17 protein-coding genes are annotated in these 19,772 nt (G+C 69.6%); all 17 read right to left on the minus strand.

All coding sequences use genetic code 11. The annotated features are described in order from the left end of the window. Window positions 1–17: 17 nt before the first annotated feature. Window positions 18–800 (minus strand): cell division protein FtsQ/DivIB, encoded by a 783-nt coding sequence (locus QTI68_RS20200; RefSeq protein WP_286523851.1) that lies wholly within the window; start codon window positions 798–800, stop codon window positions 18–20. Then, window positions 800–1,783, minus strand: coding sequence for a D-alanine--D-alanine ligase (locus tag QTI68_RS20205; RefSeq protein WP_286523853.1), 984 nt, complete (start codon window positions 1,781–1,783; stop codon window positions 800–802). Before QTI68_RS20205 ends, QTI68_RS20200 begins: the two co-directional genes overlap by 1 nt. Next, window positions 1,780–3,231: a UDP-N-acetylmuramate--L-alanine ligase gene (gene murC, locus QTI68_RS20210; RefSeq protein WP_286523855.1), complete on the minus strand. Its 1,452-nt coding sequence runs from the start codon at window positions 3,229–3,231 to the stop codon at window positions 1,780–1,782. The genes QTI68_RS20205 and murC overlap by 4 nt, the downstream gene beginning before the upstream one ends. After that, the gene (murG, locus tag QTI68_RS20215) at window positions 3,228–4,289 is read right to left on the minus strand and encodes an undecaprenyldiphospho-muramoylpentapeptide beta-N-acetylglucosaminyltransferase (protein ID WP_286523857.1); all 1,062 of its coding nucleotides are present in this window, start codon (window positions 4,287–4,289) and stop codon (window positions 3,228–3,230) included. Before murG ends, murC begins: the two co-directional genes overlap by 4 nt. After that, window positions 4,286–5,578 (minus strand): putative lipid II flippase FtsW, encoded by a 1,293-nt coding sequence (ftsW, locus tag QTI68_RS20220; protein WP_286523860.1) that lies wholly within the window; start codon window positions 5,576–5,578, stop codon window positions 4,286–4,288. Before ftsW ends, murG begins: the two co-directional genes overlap by 4 nt. Next, window positions 5,575–7,287 (minus strand): UDP-N-acetylmuramoyl-L-alanine--D-glutamate ligase, encoded by a 1,713-nt coding sequence (gene murD / locus QTI68_RS20225; protein ID WP_286523862.1) that lies wholly within the window; start codon window positions 7,285–7,287, stop codon window positions 5,575–5,577. Before murD ends, ftsW begins: the two co-directional genes overlap by 4 nt. 4 nt (window positions 7,288–7,291) lie before the next feature. Continuing rightward, on the minus strand, window positions 7,292–8,470 hold the full coding sequence (gene mraY / locus QTI68_RS20230; RefSeq protein WP_286523864.1) for a phospho-N-acetylmuramoyl-pentapeptide-transferase: 1,179 nt from the start codon (window positions 8,468–8,470) through the stop codon (window positions 7,292–7,294). A gap of 54 nt (window positions 8,471–8,524) precedes the next feature. Continuing rightward, window positions 8,525–9,976 carry a UDP-N-acetylmuramoyl-tripeptide--D-alanyl-D-alanine ligase gene (locus QTI68_RS20235; protein WP_286523866.1) on the minus strand — a complete coding sequence of 484 codons (1,452 nt, stop codon included), beginning with the start codon at window positions 9,974–9,976 and terminating at the stop codon, window positions 8,525–8,527. Further along, entirely contained in the window at window positions 9,973–11,481 is a 1,509-nt protein-coding gene (locus QTI68_RS20240; protein ID WP_503011716.1) for a UDP-N-acetylmuramoyl-L-alanyl-D-glutamate--2,6-diaminopimelate ligase, read from the minus strand. Before QTI68_RS20240 ends, QTI68_RS20235 begins: the two co-directional genes overlap by 4 nt. Continuing rightward, window positions 11,481–13,229 carry a peptidoglycan D,D-transpeptidase FtsI family protein gene (locus QTI68_RS20245; protein ID WP_286523867.1) on the minus strand — a complete coding sequence of 583 codons (1,749 nt, stop codon included), beginning with the start codon at window positions 13,227–13,229 and terminating at the stop codon, window positions 11,481–11,483. The genes QTI68_RS20240 and QTI68_RS20245 overlap by 1 nt, the downstream gene beginning before the upstream one ends. After that, complete coding sequence (gene ftsL, locus QTI68_RS20250; protein ID WP_286523868.1) at window positions 13,229–13,570, minus strand: cell division protein FtsL; 342 nt, start codon at window positions 13,568–13,570, stop codon at window positions 13,229–13,231. Before ftsL ends, QTI68_RS20245 begins: the two co-directional genes overlap by 1 nt. A gap of 1 nt (window position 13,571) precedes the next feature. Continuing rightward, entirely contained in the window at window positions 13,572–14,498 is a 927-nt protein-coding gene (gene rsmH, locus QTI68_RS20255) for a 16S rRNA (cytosine(1402)-N(4))-methyltransferase RsmH (protein ID WP_286523870.1), read from the minus strand. Between the two features lie 8 nt (window positions 14,499–14,506). Continuing rightward, window positions 14,507–14,935, minus strand: coding sequence for a division/cell wall cluster transcriptional repressor MraZ (mraZ, locus tag QTI68_RS20260; RefSeq protein WP_286523971.1), 429 nt, complete (start codon window positions 14,933–14,935; stop codon window positions 14,507–14,509). A gap of 260 nt (window positions 14,936–15,195) precedes the next feature. Further along, on the minus strand, window positions 15,196–16,518 hold the full coding sequence (hslU, locus tag QTI68_RS20265; protein ID WP_286523872.1) for an ATP-dependent protease ATPase subunit HslU: 1,323 nt from the start codon (window positions 16,516–16,518) through the stop codon (window positions 15,196–15,198). Window positions 16,519–16,535: 17 nt separating this feature from the next. Next, on the minus strand, window positions 16,536–17,084 hold the full coding sequence (hslV, locus tag QTI68_RS20270) for an ATP-dependent protease subunit HslV (RefSeq protein ID WP_286523874.1): 549 nt from the start codon (window positions 17,082–17,084) through the stop codon (window positions 16,536–16,538). 53 nt (window positions 17,085–17,137) lie between these two features. Next, a complete protein-coding gene (locus QTI68_RS20275) occupies window positions 17,138–18,706 on the minus strand; it encodes an STAS domain-containing protein (RefSeq protein ID WP_286523875.1) in 1,569 nt (522 codons plus the stop codon). A gap of 30 nt (window positions 18,707–18,736) precedes the next feature. Beyond that, the gene (gene dksA / locus QTI68_RS20280) at window positions 18,737–19,624 is read right to left on the minus strand and encodes an RNA polymerase-binding protein DksA (protein ID WP_286523877.1); all 888 of its coding nucleotides are present in this window, start codon (window positions 19,622–19,624) and stop codon (window positions 18,737–18,739) included. Between the last annotated feature and the right edge of the window lie 148 nt (window positions 19,625–19,772).

The following is a 19,772-nucleotide window of genomic DNA, read 5'->3' on the forward strand; positions in this document are numbered from 1 at the left end:
TCCTCTGTTCGCTCTCTCTACTTTTTCTTCGGGTCGGCAACGACCGTCGTCACGCCGCGCAACCGCAGCGCATAGCCCTCGTTGTGTCGCAGGTCGGCGCCCTCGACCGCCGCCACCGTGCGCCCGTACTGGCTCGCCACCGGCGTCACGGTGCGCAGGAAGCGCTCTGTGCGGGCCACCACCTCATCGCCCTGGCCGCGCCCGAGTTCGAGCACGGCGCCGGTGTCGAGCTGAGCCCGCCAGCTGCCGCGACCGGTCAGCGTGAGCTCGTCGATCGCGAGGTCGTAGGGCTTGAACAGCGGCGCCAGGACCCGGTACATGCCCAGCACCTGGCCGGCCTGCTCGGGCGGGCCGTCCAGCCGCGGCAGGTTGTCGTCGACCTCGGCCACGTTGGCTTCGAAGACCTCGCCGAAGCCGTTGATCAGCTTCGAGCCGGCCTCGTCGCCCCAGTGCGCCACCGGCACGTGCTCGGTCAGCGTGGCGCGCAGCTTGTTCGGGAACTCGCGCCGCACCACCGCCTTGCGCACCCACGGCACCGACTCGAAGGCGGCGCGCGCGCGCGCCAGGTCGACCGTGAAGAAGTTGCCCGCCAGCTGCGGCGCCACGTTGGCGCGCAAGGTGACCGCGTTGTTGTGCGTGACCTCGCCGTCGACCTTGATGCCGGCCAGCGGGAAGAAGGGTTGGCGCAGCACCCACCAGCCGCCCGCCGCCAGCAGCATGAGCGCGAACAGCGCGAACACGAGGCTCGCGAGCACGTTCATGAGCTTGACGTCGAAGGGGACGGAGATGCTGTCGGCCATCAGTTCGCCTCGCTGCGGATCGGCGTTCCGGAATCGAGCGTGGCCGTCGCCAGCACGCGCAGGCAGAGGTCCTCGTAGGCGATGCCGGCGGCCCGCGCCGACATCGGCACCAGCGAGTGGCTGGTCATGCCGGGCGAGGTGTTCATCTCGAGCAGGAAGGGCTTGCGGTCGCTGGCCCGGATCATCAGGTCGGCGCGGCCCCAGCCGCGGCAGCCGAGCTGGTGGTAGGCGGCCAGCGCGATGCGCCGGATCTCGTGCTCTTCGGCCTCGGGCAGGCCGCTCGGGCAGTGGTACTTGACGTCGTCGGTGAAGTACTTGTTCTGGTAGTCGTAGGCGCCCTCGGGCGCGGCGATGCGCACCACCGGCAGCGCCACGGCGTCGAGGCCGCTGCCCAGCAGGGCGCAGGTGACCTCTTCGCCCTCGATGAACTCCTCGCACAGCACGTCGGCGTCGTAGCGCACCGCCAGCGCCACCGCATCCTGCATCTGCGAGTAGCCCTCGACCTTGGTCACGCCGATCGACGAGCCCTCGCGCGGCGGCTTCACGATCAGCGGCAGGCCCAGCACGTCGGGCACGGCGTTGATCTGCTCGCGGCTCTGCTGGTCGAAGGCCAGGCGCACATAGCGCGGCGTCGGCAGGCCGTCGGCCTGCCAGATGCGCTTGGTCATGACCTTGTCCATGGCCACGCTCGACGCCATGACGCCGGAGCCGGTGTAGGGAATGCCGAGCAGCTCGAGGGCGCCCTGCACGGTGCCGTCTTCGCCGTGGCGCCCGTGCAGCGCGACGAAGCAGCGGGCAAAGCCCTCGCGCTTGAGTTCGGCCAGATCGCGATCGGCCGGATCGAAGGGATGGGCATCGACGCCGCGCGAACGCAGCGCCTCCAGCACGCCGGTGCCCGACATGATGGAAATCTCGCGCTCGGCCGAGCTGCCGCCGAACAGCACCGCCACCTTGCCCAGGGCCTGGGGTTCCACGACGCTCACAGCGCCCTCCCTTCGCGCGTGAAGCGCTCCGACTTCTGCGGCGCCAGGGCGCCGATCTCGACCACCTTGGCCGGCACGGCGCCGATCGAGCCGGCGCCCATGCAGATCAGGACATCGCCATCGCGCGCGTTGTCCAGGATCGCCTGCGGCATCGCCGCGATCTCGTCGACGAAGACCGGCTCGACCTTGCCGGCGACGCGCAGCGCACGCGCCAGCGAGCGGCCGTCGGCGGCCACGATGGGCGCCTCGCCGGCGGCGTAGACCTCGCCCAGCAGCACCGCGTCGGCCTGGCCGATGACCTTGACGAAATCCTCGAAGCAGTCCCGGGTGCGCGTGAAGCGGTGCGGCTGGAAGGCCAGCACCAGCCGCCGGCCCGGAAAGGCGCCGCGCGCCGCGGCGATGGTGGCCGCCATTTCGACCGGGTGGTGGCCGTAGTCGTCGATCAGCGTGAACTGGCCCGGACGGCCGCCCGGCAGCGCCACTTCGCCATAGCGCTGGAAGCGCCGGCCCACGCCCTTGAAGTCGGCCAGGCCGCGCTGCACCGCTTCGTCGGGCACACTGAGCTCGACCGCCACCGCGATCACCGCCAGCGCGTTGCGCACGTTGTGCTCGCCCGGCAGGTTCAGCACGATGTCGAGGTCGGGCAGCGTGACGCCGTTCCGGCGCTGGGCCGTGAAGTGCATCTGCGAACCCACCGCGCGCACGTTGACCGCGCGCACCTGGGCTTCCTCGCCGAAGCCGTAGCTGGTCACCGGGCAGGACACCTGGGTCACGACCTCGCGCACCGCCGGATCGTCGGTGCACAGGATCGCGACGCCATAGAAGGGCATGCGGTGCAGGAAGTCGACGAAGGCCTTCTTGAGCTTCGCGAAGTCGTGCCCGTAGGTCTCCATGTGGTCGGCATCGATGTTCGTGACCACCGCCATCACCGGCAGCAGGTTCAGGAACGAGGCATCGGATTCGTCGGCCTCGACCACGATGTAGTCGCCGCTGCCGAGTTGCGCATTGGCCCCGGCGCTGTTGAGCCGGCCGCCGATCACGAAGGTCGGATCGAAGCCGGCCGCCGCCAGCACGCTCGCCACCAGGCTGGTGGTGGTGGTCTTGCCATGGGTGCCGGCGATCGCGATGCCCTGCTTCAGCCGCATCAACTCGGCCAGCATCATGGCGCGCGGCACCACCGGGATGCGCTTCTCGCGCGCCGCCACCACCTCGGGGTTGTCGGCGTTGACCGCGGTCGAGGTCACGACCGCGTCGGCGCCCGCGATGTGGGCCGCGTCATGGCCGACGAAGGTCGCGATGCCGAGGCTGGCCAGGCGCTTGAGGGTCGCGCTGTCGGCCAGGTCCGAGCCAGAGATCTTGTAGCCGAGGTTGAGCAGCACTTCGGCGATGCCGCTCATGCCCGAGCCGCCGACGCCGACGAAGTGGATGTGACGAATGGCGTGCTTCATTTGGCAAGCTCCTCGCAAGCGCGGACGACGTGGTCGACCGCTTCGGTTTTCTGCATTGTCTTGGCCTTCACGGCGCGTTCGAGGAGCGCAGCGCGCCCGGTGTTCTGTAGCAATTCGGCCAGCAATTCGGGTGTCAGTTCGGTTTGTTGAACGAGCCAGCCGCCGCCGGCGTCGACAAGGAAGCGGGCATTGGTGGTCTGGTGGTCGTCCACGGCGGAGGGAAATGGCACGAACAGCGCTGCTGCGCCGACGGCCGCGATTTCGGTGACGGTGCTGGCACCGGCACGGGCGACGACCAGGTCGGCGTCGGCATAGGCCTCGGCCGTGTCGTCGATGAAAGGAGTGAGTTCGCCATCGACGCCGGCGGCGGCGTAGTTGGCGCGCAACTCGTCGATCTGCTTGGCGCCACTCTGGTGGGTGACCTGCGGCCGCTCGGCCGGGGCGATCAGGGCCAGCGCCTTCGGCACCACGGCGTTGAGCGCGCGGGCGCCGAGACTGCCGCCGACCACCAGCAGCTTGAGCGGACCACCGCGGCCGGCGAAGCGCGCGGCCGGCTCGCCCTGCTTCAGGAAGGCGGCGCGCAGGGGGTTGCCGACCCACTGCGCCTTCTTGATGACGTTCGGGAACGCCGTGAAGACGCGGTCGGCCACGCTCGCGAGCACCTTGTTGGCCAGGCCCGCGACCGAGTTCTGCTCGTGCAGCACCAGCGGCTTGCCGAGCAGCACGCTCATCATGCCGCCCGGGAAAGTGATGTAGCCGCCGAGGCCGACCACCACGTCGGGCTTGACGCGGCGCACCACGGCAATGCTCTGCAGGAAGGCGCGCAGCAGGCGCATGGGCAGCAAGGCCAAGGTCAGCGGTCCCTTGCCGCGCACGCCGCCGAACTGCACCGGTTCGAAGGCGAAGCCGCGCGGCGGCACGAGCTTTTCTTCCATGCTGCCCGGCGCACCGAGCCAGTGGACGCGCCAGCCGCGCTCGCGCAAGGCCTCGGCCACGGCCAGGCCCGGGAAGATGTGTCCTCCCGTGCCGCCCGCCATGACCAATGCCGTTCTGCTCATACGCGGCCTCCGCGCATGAGGACGCGGTTCTCGTAGTCGATCCGCAGCACCACGGCCAGCGCCACCACGTTCAACAGGATGGCCGACCCACCGAAGCTCATCAGCGGCAGGGTCAGGCCCTTGGTCGGCAGCGCGCCGAGGTTCACCCCCATGTTGATGAAGGTCTGGAAGCCGATCCAGATGCCGATGCCCTGCGCCACCAGGCCCGAGAACACGCGGTCGAGCGCGATCGCCTGGCGGCCGATGTGCATGATCCGGCGCGTCAGCCAGAGGAACAGCGCGATCGCCAGCAGCACGCCGACCAGGCCGAACTCCTCGCCGATCACGGCCATCAGGAAGTCGGTGTGGGCCTCGGGCAGCCAATGCAGCTTCTCGACGCTGCCGCCGAGGCCGACGCCGAAGACCTCGCCGCGGCCGATCGCGATCAGCGAGTGCGACAGCTGGTAGCCCTTGCCGAGCGCGTGCTCCTCGCTCCAGGGGTCGAGGTAGGCGAAGATCCGCTCGCGCCGCCAGGGGCTGGTCGCCACGATGGTGCTGAAGGCCACCACGACCAGCGCCGCGATGACGAAGAACATCCGCGCATTGACGCCGCCCAGGAACAGGATGCCCATGGCGATCACCGCGATCACCATGAAGGCGCCCATGTCGGGCTCGGCCATCACCAGCATGCCGACCACCACCACCGCGATGCCCATCGGCAGCACGGCGCGGAAGAAGCGCTCCTTGATCTCCATCTTGCGCACCATGTAGCTGGCCGCATAGAGCACCATCGCGAGCTTGGCCAGCTCCGAGGGCTGGAAGCGCATGAAGCCCAGCGGCAGCCAGCGGCGGGCGCCGTTGACGTTGATGCCGACGTGCGGTACCAGCACCGCCACCAGCAACAGCAGCGAGGCGACGAAGAGCCAGGGCGCGGCGCGCTCCCAGGTCTTCATCGGCACCTGGAAGGCCAGCAGGCCGGCGATCGCGGCGATCACCAGCGAGGCCGCGTGGCGCGTGAGGAAGAAGGTCGGCGTGTAGCCGGCGCGGGTGAAGCGCGGGCTGTCGGACAGCGCGATCGAGGCCGAATAGACCATCACCAGGCCCCAGGCCAGCAGCGCCACCGTGACCCAGACCATGGCCTGGTCGAAGCCGAGCACGCGCACCGGCGCCGCCTTGGTCTGCGTCATGCCGGCGTTGCCGAGCCGCACCGGCAGGTGCATGGGCAGGGCATCGATGCCGCTCTTCGCGCGGCTGAACCAGCCGCTGAAGCGGCCGGTCTTGTTGGACGTGGCGGCGCTCGCGCTGTTCATGACGCCTCCGACACGGGGTTCGACGGCAGGTCGGCCAGCGCCTCGACGGCCTCGCAGAAGACCTGCGCACGGTGCGCGTAGTCGCGGAACATGTCGAAGCTGGCGCAGGCCGGCGACAGCAGCACGGCGTCGCCCGGGTGTGCGCGGCCGGCCGCCACCGTCACGGCCTCGGCCAACGAGGCGGCGCCCAGCAGCGGGATGCCGGTGGCCGCGAGCGCGGCCTCGATCAACGGCGCGTCGCGGCCGATCAGGACCACGGCGCGGGCGTACTGCGCCACCGGCGCGGCCAGCGGCGTGAAGTCCTGGCCCTTGCCCTCGCCGCCGAGGATCACCACCAGCCGGCGCTCCTCGCCGAGGCCGACCAGCGCGGCGACGGTGGCGCCGACATTGGTGCCCTTGCTGTCGTCGAAGTACTCGACATCGCCGACGATCGCCACCGGTTCGACCCGGTGCGGCTCGCCGCGGTATTCGCGCAGCCCGTAGAGCATCGGCGCCAGCTGGCAACCCGCGGCGGTGGCCAGTGCCAGCGCAGCCAGCGCATTAAGCGCGTTGTGGCGGCCGCGGATGCGCAGCGCATCGGCCGGCATCAGGCGCTGGATGAAGATCTCTTCTTCCTCGACCGCGGCGCCCCGCTTGCGTTTCTGGGTCTCGTCGGCTTCGAGCGCGCGCACCAGCCAGGCCATGCCGTTGAGGCGCTCGATGCCGTAGTCCCCGGGCCGCAGCGGCATCGCCGCACCGAAGGTGATGACGCTGCGCGCCACCTGGCCCCGCGCCAGCTTGACCGGCGCCGGCCGCATCGCCATGACGGCGGCATCTTCGCGGTTGAGCACCATCACGCCCTTGCGGCCGAAGATGCGCGCCTTGGCCGCGGCGTAGGCGGCCATGTCGCCATGCCAGTCGAGGTGGTCCTGCGACAGGTTCAGCACGGTGGCGGCGGTCGGCTCGAAGTCCTGGACGCCGTCGAGCTGGAAGCTCGACAGCTCGAGCACCCAGACTTCGGGCAGGTCGTCGGCGTCGATCCGGGCCGACAGCGTGTCGAGCAGGGTCGGGCCGATGTTGCCGGCCACGGCGACGCTCTTGCCGGCGCGCTCGACCAATTGGCCGGTGAGCGCGGTCACGGTGGTCTTGCCGTTGGTGCCGGTGATGGCCAGCACCGCGGGCGTGTAGCCCTTGGGCGCCGGCGGCACGACCACCGGCTCGGCCAGTGGGGTGAACGAATCGTCGTCATCGTCGGGCAGCGCGGCGGCGGGTTCAGGCGCATCGACGGCATCGACCGCATCGGGCTCGACGGCGTCGGGCGCGGGCTCCGCGTGCGCGGCCGGCTCCGGCGCCACGACCGCTTCGACCGCCTGCGCCTCTTCCACGATCCGCAGGTCCGCCAAGGCGCGCGCGAACAGGTCCAGCTCGCCCCCCACCGGCAGGCCCATCGCCCGGGCCGCATCGACCACCGGCGCCACCGACGCCGGCGACAGCCCCGGCGAGCGGTACACCGCGCGCACCGGCGTGCCTTCGACCAGCGCGGCCGTCAGGGGTCCGCCGACGAACACGGCGCCGGGCAGCTCGGCGCGCAGGGCCGCCAGCTGCGGCGGCGCCTCGCGGGTGTCGGCGACCGTGAGCACGGCGCCGTGGCGCGCGCACCAGCGCGCCATCGCCAGGCCGGACGCACCGAGGCCGAGGACGAGGACGTGGAGGTCTTTCAGATGCCGCATGGTGTCAACGCAGCTTCAGGCTGGACAGGCCGACCAGGCACAGCAGCATCGTGATGATCCAGAACCGGACCACGACCTGGGTCTCGCGCCAGCCGCTCTTCTCGAAATGGTGGTGCAGCGGCGCCATCTTGAGCACGCGCCGGCCTTCGCCGAAGCGCTTCTTGGTGTACTTGAAGTACGTGACCTGGGCCATCACCGAGATCGCCTCGACCACGAAGATGCCGCCCATCACGAAGAACACGATCTCCTGGCGGACGATCACGGCGATGGTGCCGAGCGCGCCGCCGAGCGCGAGCGCGCCGACGTCGCCCATGAAGACCTGCGCCGGATGGGTGTTGAACCACAGGAAGGCCAGGCCGGCGCCGGCCATGGCCGAGCAGAAGACCAGCAGCTCGCCGGAGCCCGGGATGTGCGGGAACAGCAGGTAGCGCGAATAGACCGCGCTGCCCGTGACATAGGCGAACACGCCGAGCGCCGAGCCGACCATGACGACCGGCATGATCGCCAGGCCGTCGAGGCCGTCGGTGAGGTTCACCGCGTTGCTGGCGCCGACGATCACCAGGTAGGTCAGGATCACGAAGCCGATGCCCCCGAGCGGATAGCTCACCTCCTTGAAGAAGGGCACCAGCAGGTTGATCTTGGGCGGAAAGTCGAGGTCGAAGCCCGAGCGCACCCAGGCGTAGAACAGTTCGAGCACGCGCCAGTTGGAGCTCTCGGAGATGCTGAACAGCAGGTAGAAGCCGGCCACCAGACCGACCACCGACTGCCAGAAGTACTTCTCGCGCGAACGCATGCCCTCGGGGTCCTTGCGCACCACCTTGCGCCAGTCGTCGACCCAGCCGATGGCGCCGAAGCCCAGCGTGACCCACAGCACGATCCAGACGAAGCGGTTCGAGAGGTCGAACCACAGCAAGGTCGAGAACGCGATCGAGAACAGCACCAGCACGCCGCCCATGGTCGGCGTGCCGCTCTTGGTCAGGTGCGTCTCCATGCCGTAGCTGCGCACCTGCTGGCCGATCTTGAGCGCCGTCAGGCGCCGGATCACGAAGGGGCCGGCGGCCAGGCCGAGCAGCAGCGCGGTCAGCGAGGCCATCAGGGCGCGGAACGTCAGGTACTGGAAGACCCGCAGGAAACCGAAATCCGGCGACAGGCTTTGCAGCCACAGGGCGAGGCTCAGCAGCATGGGCGGAACCTCGGCGCGAAATGGGGCATGGGTGAACGGGCCTCGATGCGCGACTCATGCGGCATGACCGGCCTCCTTGTCTTGTTGTTGTCGTGATTCGGCCCAGCCGGCGGCGGCCTGGATCACGCGCTCCATCTGCATGAAGCGCGAGCCCTTGACCAGCACGCTGCCGGCCAGCGGCAGCTGCGCCAGCACGGCGGCGTTGAGCGAATCGATGTCGTCGAAATGGCGGCCCGCGGCCGCGCCCTGGAAGGCGGCGATGCTGTGCGCCGATTCGCGGCCGAGCGCGTACACCGCGTCGATGCCGCGCTCGCGCGCCCGTTGGCCGACCTCGGCATGGAACTGCGGCCCCTGGTCGCCGACCTCGCCCATGTCGCCGATCACCAGCAGGCGCGGGCCCGGCAGCGCGGCGAGCACGTCGATCGCGGCCAGCATCGAATCGGGATTGGCGTTGTAGGTGTCGTCGACCAGGGTGATCGTCCGGCCGCCGGCCAGCCGCAGCGCGATCGCCCGAGAGCGGCCCTTGACCGGCTCGAAGGCGGACAGCCCCTCGGCGATGCGGTCGAGCGACACGCCGCTGGCGAGCGCGCAGGCGATCGCCGCCAGCGCATTGATGACGTTGTGGCGGCCGGCGATGCCGAGCCTGAAGCGCAGCTCGCCCAGCGGCGTGCGGGTCTCGACCCGCCAGGCGCCGTCGGCCCAGTCGGCGGACACCAGCGCGATGTCGGCACCGGCCTGGTCGCCGAAACTCAGGCAGCGCCGGGACGCCGCCCGATGGGCGATCTCGCTCCACAGCGGCGCGAATTCGTCGGCGTGCGGGAACACGGCCGTGCCTTGCGGCGGCAGGGCCTCGAAGACCGCCCCGTTCTCGCGCGCCACCGCCTCGACCGTGGCCATGAACTCCTGGTGCTCGCGCTGGGCGTTGTTGACCAGGGCGATGGTCGGCCGCGCGATCCGCGCCAGCCGCGCGATCTCGCCCGGGTGGTTCATGCCCAGCTCGACCACCGAGCGCTGATGGCGCGCGCGCAGGCGCAGCAGGGTCAGCGGCACGCCGATCTCATTGTTGAAGTTGCCGGCCGTGGCCAGCGCGCCCTCGCCGCAGGCGGCGCGCAGGATCGACGCGATCATCTGCGTCACGGTGGTCTTGCCGTTGCTGCCGGTGACCGCGATCAGCGGCAGGTCGAACTGGGCGCGCCAGCCAGCCGCCAGGGCGCCCAGCGCCGCCAGGCTGTCCGCCACTTCGAGACCCGCCAGGCCGGCCGCCTCGAGCCCGCCGTGGGCGATCGCGGCCACGGCGCCGCGCGCCCGGGCATCGCCCAGGAACTGGTTGGCGTCGAAGCGTTCGCCCTTCAGCGCGACGAACAGGTCGCCGGCCGCGAGGCTGCGGGTGTCGGTGTGGACGCGCAGGATCGGCGTCGCCGGATCGCCGACCAGCCGGGCGCCCGGGATCCAGGCCAGGGCCTGGCCGAGCGTCATCATGGGGGTCGCTGCCTGCGCGTCGTTCATGCACCGCTCCTTGCCGTGAGCGCATCGAGCGCATGCGCCCGGTCCGAGAACGCAATGCGCTCGCCGGCGATTTCCTGCCAGGCCTCGTGGCCGCGGCCCGCGAGCAGCACCACGTCTTCCGGGCGGGCCTGGGCCAGCGTCTCGGCGATCGCCCGGGCCCGGTCGGGCTCGACCTGGGCCGCTTCGGGGCGCGCCAGCCCGAGCAGGATCTGGCTGATGATGGCCGACGGCTTCTCGCTGCGCGGGTTGTCGCTGGTGACGACCACGCGGTCGGCCTGCGTCTCGGCCACGGCGGCCATCATCGGCCGCTTGGCGCTGTCGCGGTCGCCGCCGCAGCCGAACAGGCACCACAGCGCACCGCCGCGCTGGCGCGCCAGGGGCCGCAGCCCGGCCAGCGCCTTGTCGAGCGCATCGGGCGTGTGGGCATAGTCGACCACCGCCAGCGGCCGGCCGGGCAGGCTCAGGCGCTCCATTCGGCCCGGCACGCTGTCGAGCCCGGTGCAGGCCCGCACCGCCGCGTCGAGCGGCAGGCCGAGCGCCCGCAAGGCACCGATCACGCCGAGCAGGTTGGCGACGTTGTACTGGCCGATCAGCGAGGTGGCCAGGCGCTGCGGCGACGCAGCCTCCTCGACCACCGTGAAGGTCAGGCCCTGGGCGTCGTAGCCGACGTCCTGCGCCATCAGCCGGGCCGGAGCGCCCGCGGCCGAGACGGTCCAGACGTCGAGCGCGCCGACGCCCTGCTCGACCAGGCCGGCCACCAGCGAAGCGCCGTGGAGGTCGTCGATGTTGACCACCGCGGCGCGCAGCCCGGGCCAGCGGAACAGCTCGGCCTTGGCCTGCCAGTAGGCCTCCATGCTGCCGTGGTAGTCCAGGTGGTCCTGGGTGAAATTGGTGAACACCGCCACCGCGATCCGGCTGCCGTCGAGCCGGCGCTCGGCGATGCCGATCGACGAGGCCTCGATCGCGCAGGCACCGAAGCCGCGCTCGACGAAGCCGCGCAGCTCGCGCTGCAGCATGACGGGGTCGGGTGTCGTGAGCCCGGTGTAGGTCAGATCGGGCGGCACGCCGATGCCCAGCGTGCCGACCACGGCGCAGGGCGAGCCCACCGCACCGGCGGCCTCGGACGACAGCGCCTGCGCCAGCCACCAGGCGGTCGAGGTCTTGCCGTTGGTGCCCGTGACGGCGACCAGGTCCAGGCCGGCCGAGGGGGTGTCGTAGTAGGCGGCAGCGATCGGGCCGGTCGCGGCCTTGAGGCCGGCGTAGGTGGCGATCGCCTCGCCCTCGAAGCCGAAGGCCGCGCTGCCCTCGTGCTCGACCAGGCAGGCCGAGGCGCCCTGGGCCAGCGCAGCGGCGACGAAGCGCCGGCCGTCGGTCGCCGCGCCGGGCCAGGCGATGAAGCCATCGCCGGCGCCGACCGCGCGGCTGTCGGCGTGCAGCGCGCCGTGCACGCGCGAACGCAGCCAGCGGGCGGCTTCGGCGGGGTTGTGCAGCGTCGTCACGCCCATCAGAAGCTCTCTTCCACACCCTTGGTCACGACCAAGGGTTTGACTGCGAGATCGGGCGCCACGTTCATCATGCGCAGGGTCTGCTGCACGACTTCGCTGAACACCGGCGCCGCCACCAGGCCGCCGAAGTACTGGCCGTTGCTCGGCTCGTCGATCATCACCGCGACGATGATGCGCGGCTTCTCGATCGGCGCCATGCCGGTGAACCAGGCGCGGTACTTGTTGCTTGCGTAGCCCTTGCCGACCTGCTTGTGCGCGGTGCCGGACTTGCCGCCGACCGAGTAGCCGACGGTCTGCGCCAGCGGCCCGGTGCCGCCCGGGCCGGCCGCCATCTGCAGCATCTTGCGCACCGCCAGCGCGTTCTGGGCCGAGAACACCTTGACGCCGACCGCCGGCTCGCTGCTCTTGAGGATGGTCGCCGGAATGATGTCGCCGTCGTGCGCGAACGCGGTGTACGAGTGCGCCATCTGGAACAGCGACGCCGACAGGCCGTAGCCGTAGGCCATGGTGGCCTGCTCGACCGGCTTCCACGACTTCCAGGGCCGCAGGCGGCCGGTGACGGCGCCCGGGAACTGGATCTGCGGCTTCTGGCCGTAGCCGAGCGCGGTGTAGGTGTCCCACATCTCGCGCGGCGTCATCCGCTGGGCGATCTTCAGCGCCCCGATGTTGCTCGACTTCTGGATCACGCCCTCGACCGTGAGCGCGCCGTAGTTGTGGGTGTCGCTGATCGTGAAGCCGCCGATGCTCATGCGGCCGGGCGCCGTCGGGATCACGGTCTGTGGCGTGACGCGGCCCGCCTCCAGCGCCATGCCGACGGTCACCGGCTTCATGGTCGAGCCGGGCTCGAAGACGTCGGTCAGGGCCCGGTTGCGCAGCTGTTCGCCGGTCAGGTTCTGCCGCTTGTCGGGCACGTAGCTCGGGTAGTTGGCCAGCGCCAGCACCTCGCCGGTGATGGCATCGAGCACCACCACGCTGCCGGCCTTGGCCTTGTGCATCGTCACGGCGTCGCGCAGCTTCTGGTAGGCGAAGAACTGGACCTTGCTGTCGACACTGAGCTGGATGTCCTTGCCGTCCACCGGCGGCACCTGCTCGCCGACCCCCTCGACCACCCGGCCGAGACGGTCCTTGATGACGCGTCGCGAGCCGGCCTTGCCGCCCAGGTCCTTGTTGAAGGCGAGCTCGATGCCTTCCTGGCCGTTGTCCTCGACATTGGTGAAGCCGACCACGTGCGCCGCCGCCTCGCCCTCGGGGTACTGGCGCTTGTATTCCTTGCGCTGGTAGATGCCCTTGATGTTGAGCGCGGCAATCTGCTTGGCGATCGGTTCGTCGACCTGGCGCTTGACCCAGACGAAGGTCTTGTCCTCGTCCTCGAGCTTCTTGTCGAACTCCTTCTGCGGCATCTCGAGCAGCTTGGCCACCTGCCTGAGCTTGGCCTTGACCTCCGGGTCGTCGCGCTCGATGTCCTCGGGGATCGCCCAGATGCTCGGCGCCACCACGCTGGAGGCCAGCAGCAGGCCGTTGCGGTCGAGGATCCGGCCGCGGTTGGCTGGCAACTCCAGCGTGCGGGTGAAGCGGACTTCGCCCTGGCGCTGGAAGAAGGCGTTGTCGAGCACCTGCACGTAGGCGGCGCGGGCGGCCAGCAGCGCGAAGCCGCCGGCGATCGCGGCGACGATGAACTTGCTGCGCCAGACCGGAGTCTTGCTCGCCAGCAGCGGGCTGGTGGTGTATTGGACGCTCCGGCGCGGCATCAGTGGGCTCCCTTCGATGGCGCGGCACGGCCCGCCGGCGTGGCGGGCGCAGGCGCCACCACGGCCGGGATCACGGTGCCGTCAGCGCGCACGTACTGCGTGATGGCCGGCGAGGTGGTGCGCATCTTGAGCTGCTCCTTGGCCAGTTTCTCGACCCGCAGCGGCGTCGCCTGCGCCCGCTTCTCGACCTGCAGCCGGTCGCGGTCGAGCTCGAGCCTGCGGGCCTCGAGTTCGATCCGGTGCAGCTCGGTGAAAAGCTGGCGCGACAAGTACTGCGTGTGGACGAGGTACATCGCCGAGCCGAGAACGGCGATCAGCAGGAGCAGGTTGAGACGGGCCATGTCAGAGACCCTCGCTCGTGCGTTCTGCGACGCGCAGGATGGCGCTGCGCGAGCGCGGGTTGCCCTCGACCTCGGCCTTCGAGGGCTTGATGCGCGCCAGGGCCTTGAGCTTCATCGCCTTCGGCGCCGCGAAGGGCGCGCGGCGGTCGTAGACCTCCTTCGAATGCTGGGCGATGAACTGCTTCACGATGCGGTCTTCCAGCGAGTGGAAGCTGATCACGGCCAGGCGCCCCCCGGGCTGCAGCACGGCCAGGCTCGCCTCTAGCGCCTGTTGCAGCTCTTCAAGCTCGGCGTTGATGAAAATCCGAAAAGCCTGAAATGTGCGCGTTGCAGGGTTCTGGCCCGGCTCGCGGGTTTTGACCGTGCCAGCCACGAGCTCGGCCAGCTCGGCGGTGGTTGAAACTGGGCCCCGTTCTTGTCGGCGAGCAACAATCGCCTTTGCAATCTGAACAGCAAACCGTTCTTCGCCATAGTCACGAATCACCTCCGCAATCTGTTGCTGCTCGGCTGTCGCCAGCCATTCGGACACGCTCTCGCCGCGCGTGGTGTCCATGCGCATGTCGAGCGGCCCGTCGAAACGAAAAGAAAAACCCCGTGCGGGGTTGTCGATCTGGGGGGAACTGATGCCGAGGTCCATCAGCAGGCCTGCCACACTGGACCGCGGCAGTTCCCCCAGGTCCCTGAAGCCCTGGTGGCGGATGGAAAAACGCGCATCCTCGATGCGCGCTGCTTCGGCCACCGCTTCCGCGTCCTTGTCGAACGCGATCAGCCGGCCCGCGGGCCCCAGCCTCGCGAGGATCGCGCGGGCATGCCCCCCGCGTCCGAAGGTCGCGTCCACGTAGGTGCCCGCGGCCTCCGAGGCATCGGGGAAAAGTGCATCCACCGCTTCCTTCAACAAGACGGTGGTGTGGGTCCACGGCTGTTCCACTGCGCGCCTCAGAACGAGAAGTCCTGGAATACGTCCGGCATCTGGCCCTGGGTGGCCTCGGCCTCCTTGGCATCGTAGGTCGCCTTGTCCCAGAGTTCGAAGTGGTTGCCCATGCCGAGCAGCAGGGCATCGCGCGTGATGCCGGCGGCGGCGCGCAGTTCGGGCGAGACCAGCACGCGGCCGGTGCCGTCCATCTCGACGTCCATCGCGTTGCCGAGGAAGACCCGCTTCCACCACTGCGCCGACATCGGCAGCGCGGCGATGCGCTCGCGGAACTTCTCCCACTCGGGACGCGGGAACAGCATCAGGCAGCCGTGCGGATGCTTGGTGAACGTGAGCTGGCCGCCGGCGGTCGCGCTCAGGACGTCACGATGCCGGGTCGGCACGGAGAGCCGCCCCTTGGCATCCAGACTGAGCGATGAAGCGCCTTGAAACACGACCACGAGACCCCGGTGGTGGGAATGGCCGCGAGGCCCGAATCAGGCCTTGCTCGACACTTTTTCCCACTTAACTGCACTTTTTTCCACTGTAGCAGGAAACGCCTACTCCGCAACGGGGGCTCGGGGGTATTTTTTGTAATGGAATCAACGACTTAGCGGTGTTTTTGCACGCGCAAAAACACCGAATTCCGTTGCAAATGAAGCACTTAGCTCACGCAATGAAAGTAATGCATGAGCCGCGTCCTACGCCAGACGATTCAGAGGATGAATCGAGAAAGGTCTTCGTCGTGACTTAGTGCCTGGAGACGCTCGTCGACATAGGCGGCGTCGATGCGCACCGCCTGCCCATCGAGCTTGGCGGCATCGAAGCTGACTTCGTCGAGCAGGCGCTCCATGACGGTCGACAGCCGCCGCGCGCCGATGTTCTCGGTCCGCTCGTTGACATCGAAGGCGATGCTTGCGAGCCGCGTGATGCCCTCGGGCGTGAACTCGAGCGTGACGCCCTCGGTCGCCAGCAAGGCCTGGTACTGCTTCACCAGCGAGGCCTGGGTCTGGGTCAGGATACTCTCGAAATCGGCCACCGACAGCGATTGCAGCTCGACCCGGATCGGGAAGCGGCCCTGCAGCTCGGGGATCAGGTCGCTCGGCTTGCTGAGGTGGAAGGCGCCGCTGGCGATGAACAGGATGTGGTCGGTGCGGACCACGCCGTACTTGGTGCTCACCGCCGTGCCCTCGACCAGCGGCAGCAGGTCGCGCTGCACGCCCTGGCGCGAGACATCGGCGCCCTGCGCCTCGCTGCGGGTCGCGACCTTGTCGATCTCGTCGATGAAGACGATGCCGTTCTGCTCGGCGTTGTGGATCGCCTGGCTGCGGATCTCGTCCTCGTTGACCAGCTTGGCGGCCTCTTCGTCGATCAGGAGCCGCATCGCCTCGGCGATCTTGAGCTTGCGGGTCTTGCGCTTGGCCTGCCCCAGCTGGCCGAACATGCCGCGCAGCTGCTCGGTCATTTCCTCCATGCCGGCCGGCCCCATGATCTCGAGCGGCTGGCGGGTCTCGGCCAGGTCGATCTCGATCTCCTTGTCGTCGAGCGCGTGCTCGCGCAGCTTCTTGCGAAAGGCCTGGCGGGTCGGGCTGGCGCCATCGCCGGCAGCGCCGTCGGGCAGCCGTGCCGGCGGCAGCAGCACGTCGAGGATGCGCTCCTCGGCCGCATCCTCGGCCCGCATGCGGACCTTGGCGCTCTCGGCTTCGCGGGTCTGCTTGATCGCGATCTCGGCCAGGTCGCGGATGATCGAATCGACGTCCTTGCCGACATAGCCGACCTCGGTGAACTTGGTGGCTTCCACCTTGATGAAGGGCGCATCGGCCAGCCGCGCCAGCCGGCGCGCGATCTCGGTCTTGCCGACCCCGGTCGGGCCGATCATGAGGATGTTCTTGGGCGTGATCTCGGCGCGCAGCTTCTCCTCGACCTGCTGGCGGCGCCAGCGGTTGCGCAGCGCGATCGCGACCGCGCGCTTGGCCTGGGGCTGCCCGACGATGTGGTGGTCGAGCTCGGAGACGATTTCCTGGGGGGTCATGGACATGGAGGGGCTCGCGATTCTCAGAGGGTCTCGACCGTGTGGTGCATGTTCGTGTAGATGCAGAGTTCGCCGGCGATCTCCAGCGATTTCTTCACGATCTGCTCGGCGGGCAGCTCGGAGTTGTCGAGCAGCGCCTTGGCGGCGGCTTGCGCGTAGGCGCCGCCGGAACCGATCGCGATGATGCCGTTCTCGGGCTCCAGCACGTCGCCGTTGCCGGTGATGATCAGCGAGGTGGTGGCGTCGGCCACCGCCAGCATCGCTTCGAGGCGGCGCAGCACGCGGTCGGTGCGCCAGTCCTTGGTCAGCTCGATGGCCGCGCGCGCCAAGTGGCCCTGGTGCTTCTCGAGCTTGGCCTCGAAGCGCTCGAACAGGGTGAAGGCATCGGCGGTGGCGCCTGCGAAACCGGCCAGCACCTTGCCGTGGTAGAGCCGGCGCACCTTGCGCGCGGTGCCCTTGATGACGATGTTGCCCAGCGTGACCTGGCCGTCGCCGCCGATGGCGACCTGGTCGGCGGCCCCTGCAACCTTGCGGCGGACGCTGACGATGGTGGTTCCGTGAAATTGTTCCATCGAAGCAACTTCAGGGCGAAGGGCCCGATCTCAACCCCCGGCCGGCGCCGAGTTCAGTCTTTTCTGAGGGCGACCGAGGCGTGGTCGGCGATGCCGATGACGTCGAAAAAGGCCGCCGCCAGGCGGTGGACGTCGGTGAACTGCACGCTGCGGCCGCTGCCGTGGTGGTCGGTGACCCAGTTCAGCAGGGTCCCGGCGGCGGCGAAATCGATCCGCACCAGGGCCGCACAGGACACCACCGGCGACGCCGCTTCGCCCAGTTCGGCGTCGAGGCGCTGCCAGGTCGAGAGCGACTCCCCGATCAGGTCGCCGACCAGCTGGCTGTGGCCCGGCTCCGGCGCGGCGGGCTTGGGCGGCTCGTCGGCGCCGAAGGAGAAGGCCCGCGCGGGGGCGGCTGCCGCCGGCGCGGTGTCCAGCGACGCGAAGTCGCCCTTGGGGTCTTCCCAGGGCGGCGGCGACACTTCGTAGGTGATGCAGTAGTTGAGCGCCAGCAGCTCGAATTCGTCGCCCCGGTGCATCACCCGCAAGGCCGCCATGTGGAGTTGCCACCAGACGGCATCGACGCCGCGGTCGTTGGCCGGCGTGGCTTCAGCGAGCACCAGCAGCAGCCGGTCGCCGCCGCGGAAGCGCAGCTGCACCGTCGAGTCGGCCCAATGGTTGAACAAGGCCCGCAGCGGTCCGGCCGCATCGGGCTCGATGGCGTCCAGCGCGCTCCAGTCGAGCCGCCACGACGGGCCGGCGGCGCCCAGGGCACGGGTCAGGCCGATCAGGCCCTCGCGCGCGAGCCGCGGCGGGCTGGCCCAGTCGGCATCGCTCGCCGGCGCCGGCGCCGGCACGGGCTGACCCGGGGTCGCGGCGCGGGCCGAGTTGGCCAGGGCGCGGAACGAGATCCACCCGGGCGCGGCCTGCTTCATCCGCTGCGCATAGCGGGTGCTGGCGGCCTCGAATTTCTCGGCGTCGCCGGTGGCGCGGTAGAGATCGAGCAGGGTGCGCCAGGTGTCGTCGTGCGCGCCGGTCGGGCTGTCGGGCGCCAGCGCCTGCAGCAGGATCGCCTCGGCGCCGGCATCGTCGCCGTGGGCATAGCGGATCGCGGCCTCCTCGATGCTGCCGTCATGGGCGGGCAGCTGGACCTGGAGGCCCTGGACCCCGCCCTGCGGCACGCCGGGCACCGTGTCGGCATAGGCGCGTGCATGCTGTTCGGCCATGTGCGGCGCGCCATCGGCCGGCGCGCCTTCGGCGGCGGGGGCCGCGGCGCGGGGGTCGCGGCCTTTCCACCACTGCTGGGACATCTGCTCTTCGATCTCGTCGATCTTCTTGAGCGTGAGCGCCCGGCCATCGGATTTGTCGTTGGTGCTGCTGACGTTGAACGACGACGGCGTGGCCGCCGGGTCGCGCCCGCCGGCCGCCTCGCGCTGGCGCAGCTTGCGCAGCATGTCGAACTCGCGGCGGCGCACGAAGTCGTTGCGCTGCCGCCGCTCGATCATTTCCTTGAGCATTTCACGGCTGTAGCCGTTTTCGAGCGTCGACGACTCGTCGGCGTCGAGCTCGGACCAATCCTTGAGGGGATTGCGAACGAACTTCGCCACCTTCGACAGCAAGCGACCGGTTTCTTCCTTGGCCATGCGCAACGTCTCCGTCCGGCTCCCCGATGATCAGTCGCCGAACATCTTCTGCTTCAGTTCGCGCCGCTGCTGTGCCTCGAGCGACAGCGTGGCGGTCGGACGGGCCAGCAGGCGGCCGACACCGATCGGCTCGCCGGTCTCGTCGCAGTAGCCGTAGTCGCCGGCGTCGATGCGCTGGATCGACTGCTCGATCTTCTTGAGCAGCTTGCGCTCACGGTCGCGGGTGCGCAACTCGAGCGCATGCTCTTCCTCGATGGTGGCGCGGTCGGCCGGGTCGGGCACGACCACCGTGTCCTCGCGCAGGTGCTCGGTCGTCTCGCCGGCGTTCTCGAGGATGCCGCGCTTGAGTTCCTGCAGCTTCAGGCGGAAGAACGCCATCTGCTTCTCGTTCATGTACTCGGTGTCGGGCATCGCGATGACTTCGGCATCGCTGAGCTCCTCGGCCGACTTGGTCTTCCAGTTGTTGACCAGTTTCGGATCTTTCTTGACCGCGATCGGCGGCGGCGGCACCAGCGCGTTCGAGCTGATCTGCACGAAGCTGGATTTGGCCGCGGTGGAAGCCACCGATTGCGGCATGGAGGGGACCGTCAGTTGCGACAGCCGCGACACACGGCCGCCGCGTGCGGGAGCGGGGGCGGCCGTCGTTGCGGGTGTCGCCGGGGCGGAAGTAGAGGAGGCGGCAACCGTTTTTTTCATGGGACTCGATGGTGCAGGTGGCACGGCGTGGGCGCCGGCCGGTTTGGATGAGTGGGCGCCCGCGGCGGCCGCCGGCGCCTTGCTCTTGGCGGCGGGCTGGGGCGGCTCAACGGCGGACTTGGCGGAAACCTTCTTCGCCGCCGGTACCGCCTGCTTGGCAACCACCGTCTTCTTGACGGCCGGCTTCGACGCGGGCTTGGCTGTTGCGGCGGGTTTCTTCACGGTGACTGGCTCCTTCGATGGACTCGGACGCGCATTCAGATCATGGGGGCTCGCCGATGGCGAACCCCGGGGTTATACCCCCGAATCCAGCCCCGATACGCGCCCGACCCTATGCCGGAAGTCACACTTCGCCCCAGAAGGACGTGTC

Origin of the sequence: Variovorax sp. J31P207, assembly GCF_030316965.1 — a bacterium.
In the GTDB taxonomy this organism is placed as follows: Bacteria; Pseudomonadota; Gammaproteobacteria; order Burkholderiales; family Burkholderiaceae_C; genus Variovorax; species Variovorax ginsengisoli_B.

Coding starts and splice junctions, on each gene's coding strand:
- QTI68_RS20200 (WP_286523851.1), bottom strand. CDS start 800: ATGGCCGACAGCATCTCCGTCCCCTTCGACGTCAAGCTCATGAACGTG.
- murC (WP_286523855.1), bottom strand. CDS start 3,231: ATGAAGCACGCCATTCGTCACATCCACTTCGTCGGCGTCGGCGGCTCG.
- murG (WP_286523857.1), bottom strand. CDS start 4,289: ATGAGCAGAACGGCATTGGTCATGGCGGGCGGCACGGGAGGACACATC.
- ftsW (WP_286523860.1), bottom strand. CDS start 5,578: ATGAACAGCGCGAGCGCCGCCACGTCCAACAAGACCGGCCGCTTCAGC.
- murD (WP_286523862.1), bottom strand. CDS start 7,287: ATGCGGCATCTGAAAGACCTCCACGTCCTCGTCCTCGGCCTCGGTGCG.
- mraY (WP_286523864.1), bottom strand. CDS start 8,470: ATGCTGCTGAGCCTCGCCCTGTGGCTGCAAAGCCTGTCGCCGGATTTC.
- QTI68_RS20235 (WP_286523866.1), bottom strand. CDS start 9,976: ATGAACGACGCGCAGGCAGCGACCCCCATGATGACGCTCGGCCAGGCC.
- QTI68_RS20240 (WP_503011716.1), bottom strand. CDS start 11,481: ATGGGCGTGACGACGCTGCACAACCCCGCCGAAGCCGCCCGCTGGCTG.
- QTI68_RS20245 (WP_286523867.1), bottom strand. CDS start 13,229: ATGCCGCGCCGGAGCGTCCAATACACCACCAGCCCGCTGCTGGCGAGC.
- ftsL (WP_286523868.1), bottom strand. CDS start 13,570: ATGGCCCGTCTCAACCTGCTCCTGCTGATCGCCGTTCTCGGCTCGGCG.
- hslU (WP_286523872.1), bottom strand. CDS start 16,518: ATGTCCATGACCCCCCAGGAAATCGTCTCCGAGCTCGACCACCACATC.
- hslV (WP_286523874.1), bottom strand. CDS start 17,084: ATGGAACAATTTCACGGAACCACCATCGTCAGCGTCCGCCGCAAGGTT.
- QTI68_RS20275 (WP_286523875.1), bottom strand. CDS start 18,706: ATGGCCAAGGAAGAAACCGGTCGCTTGCTGTCGAAGGTGGCGAAGTTC.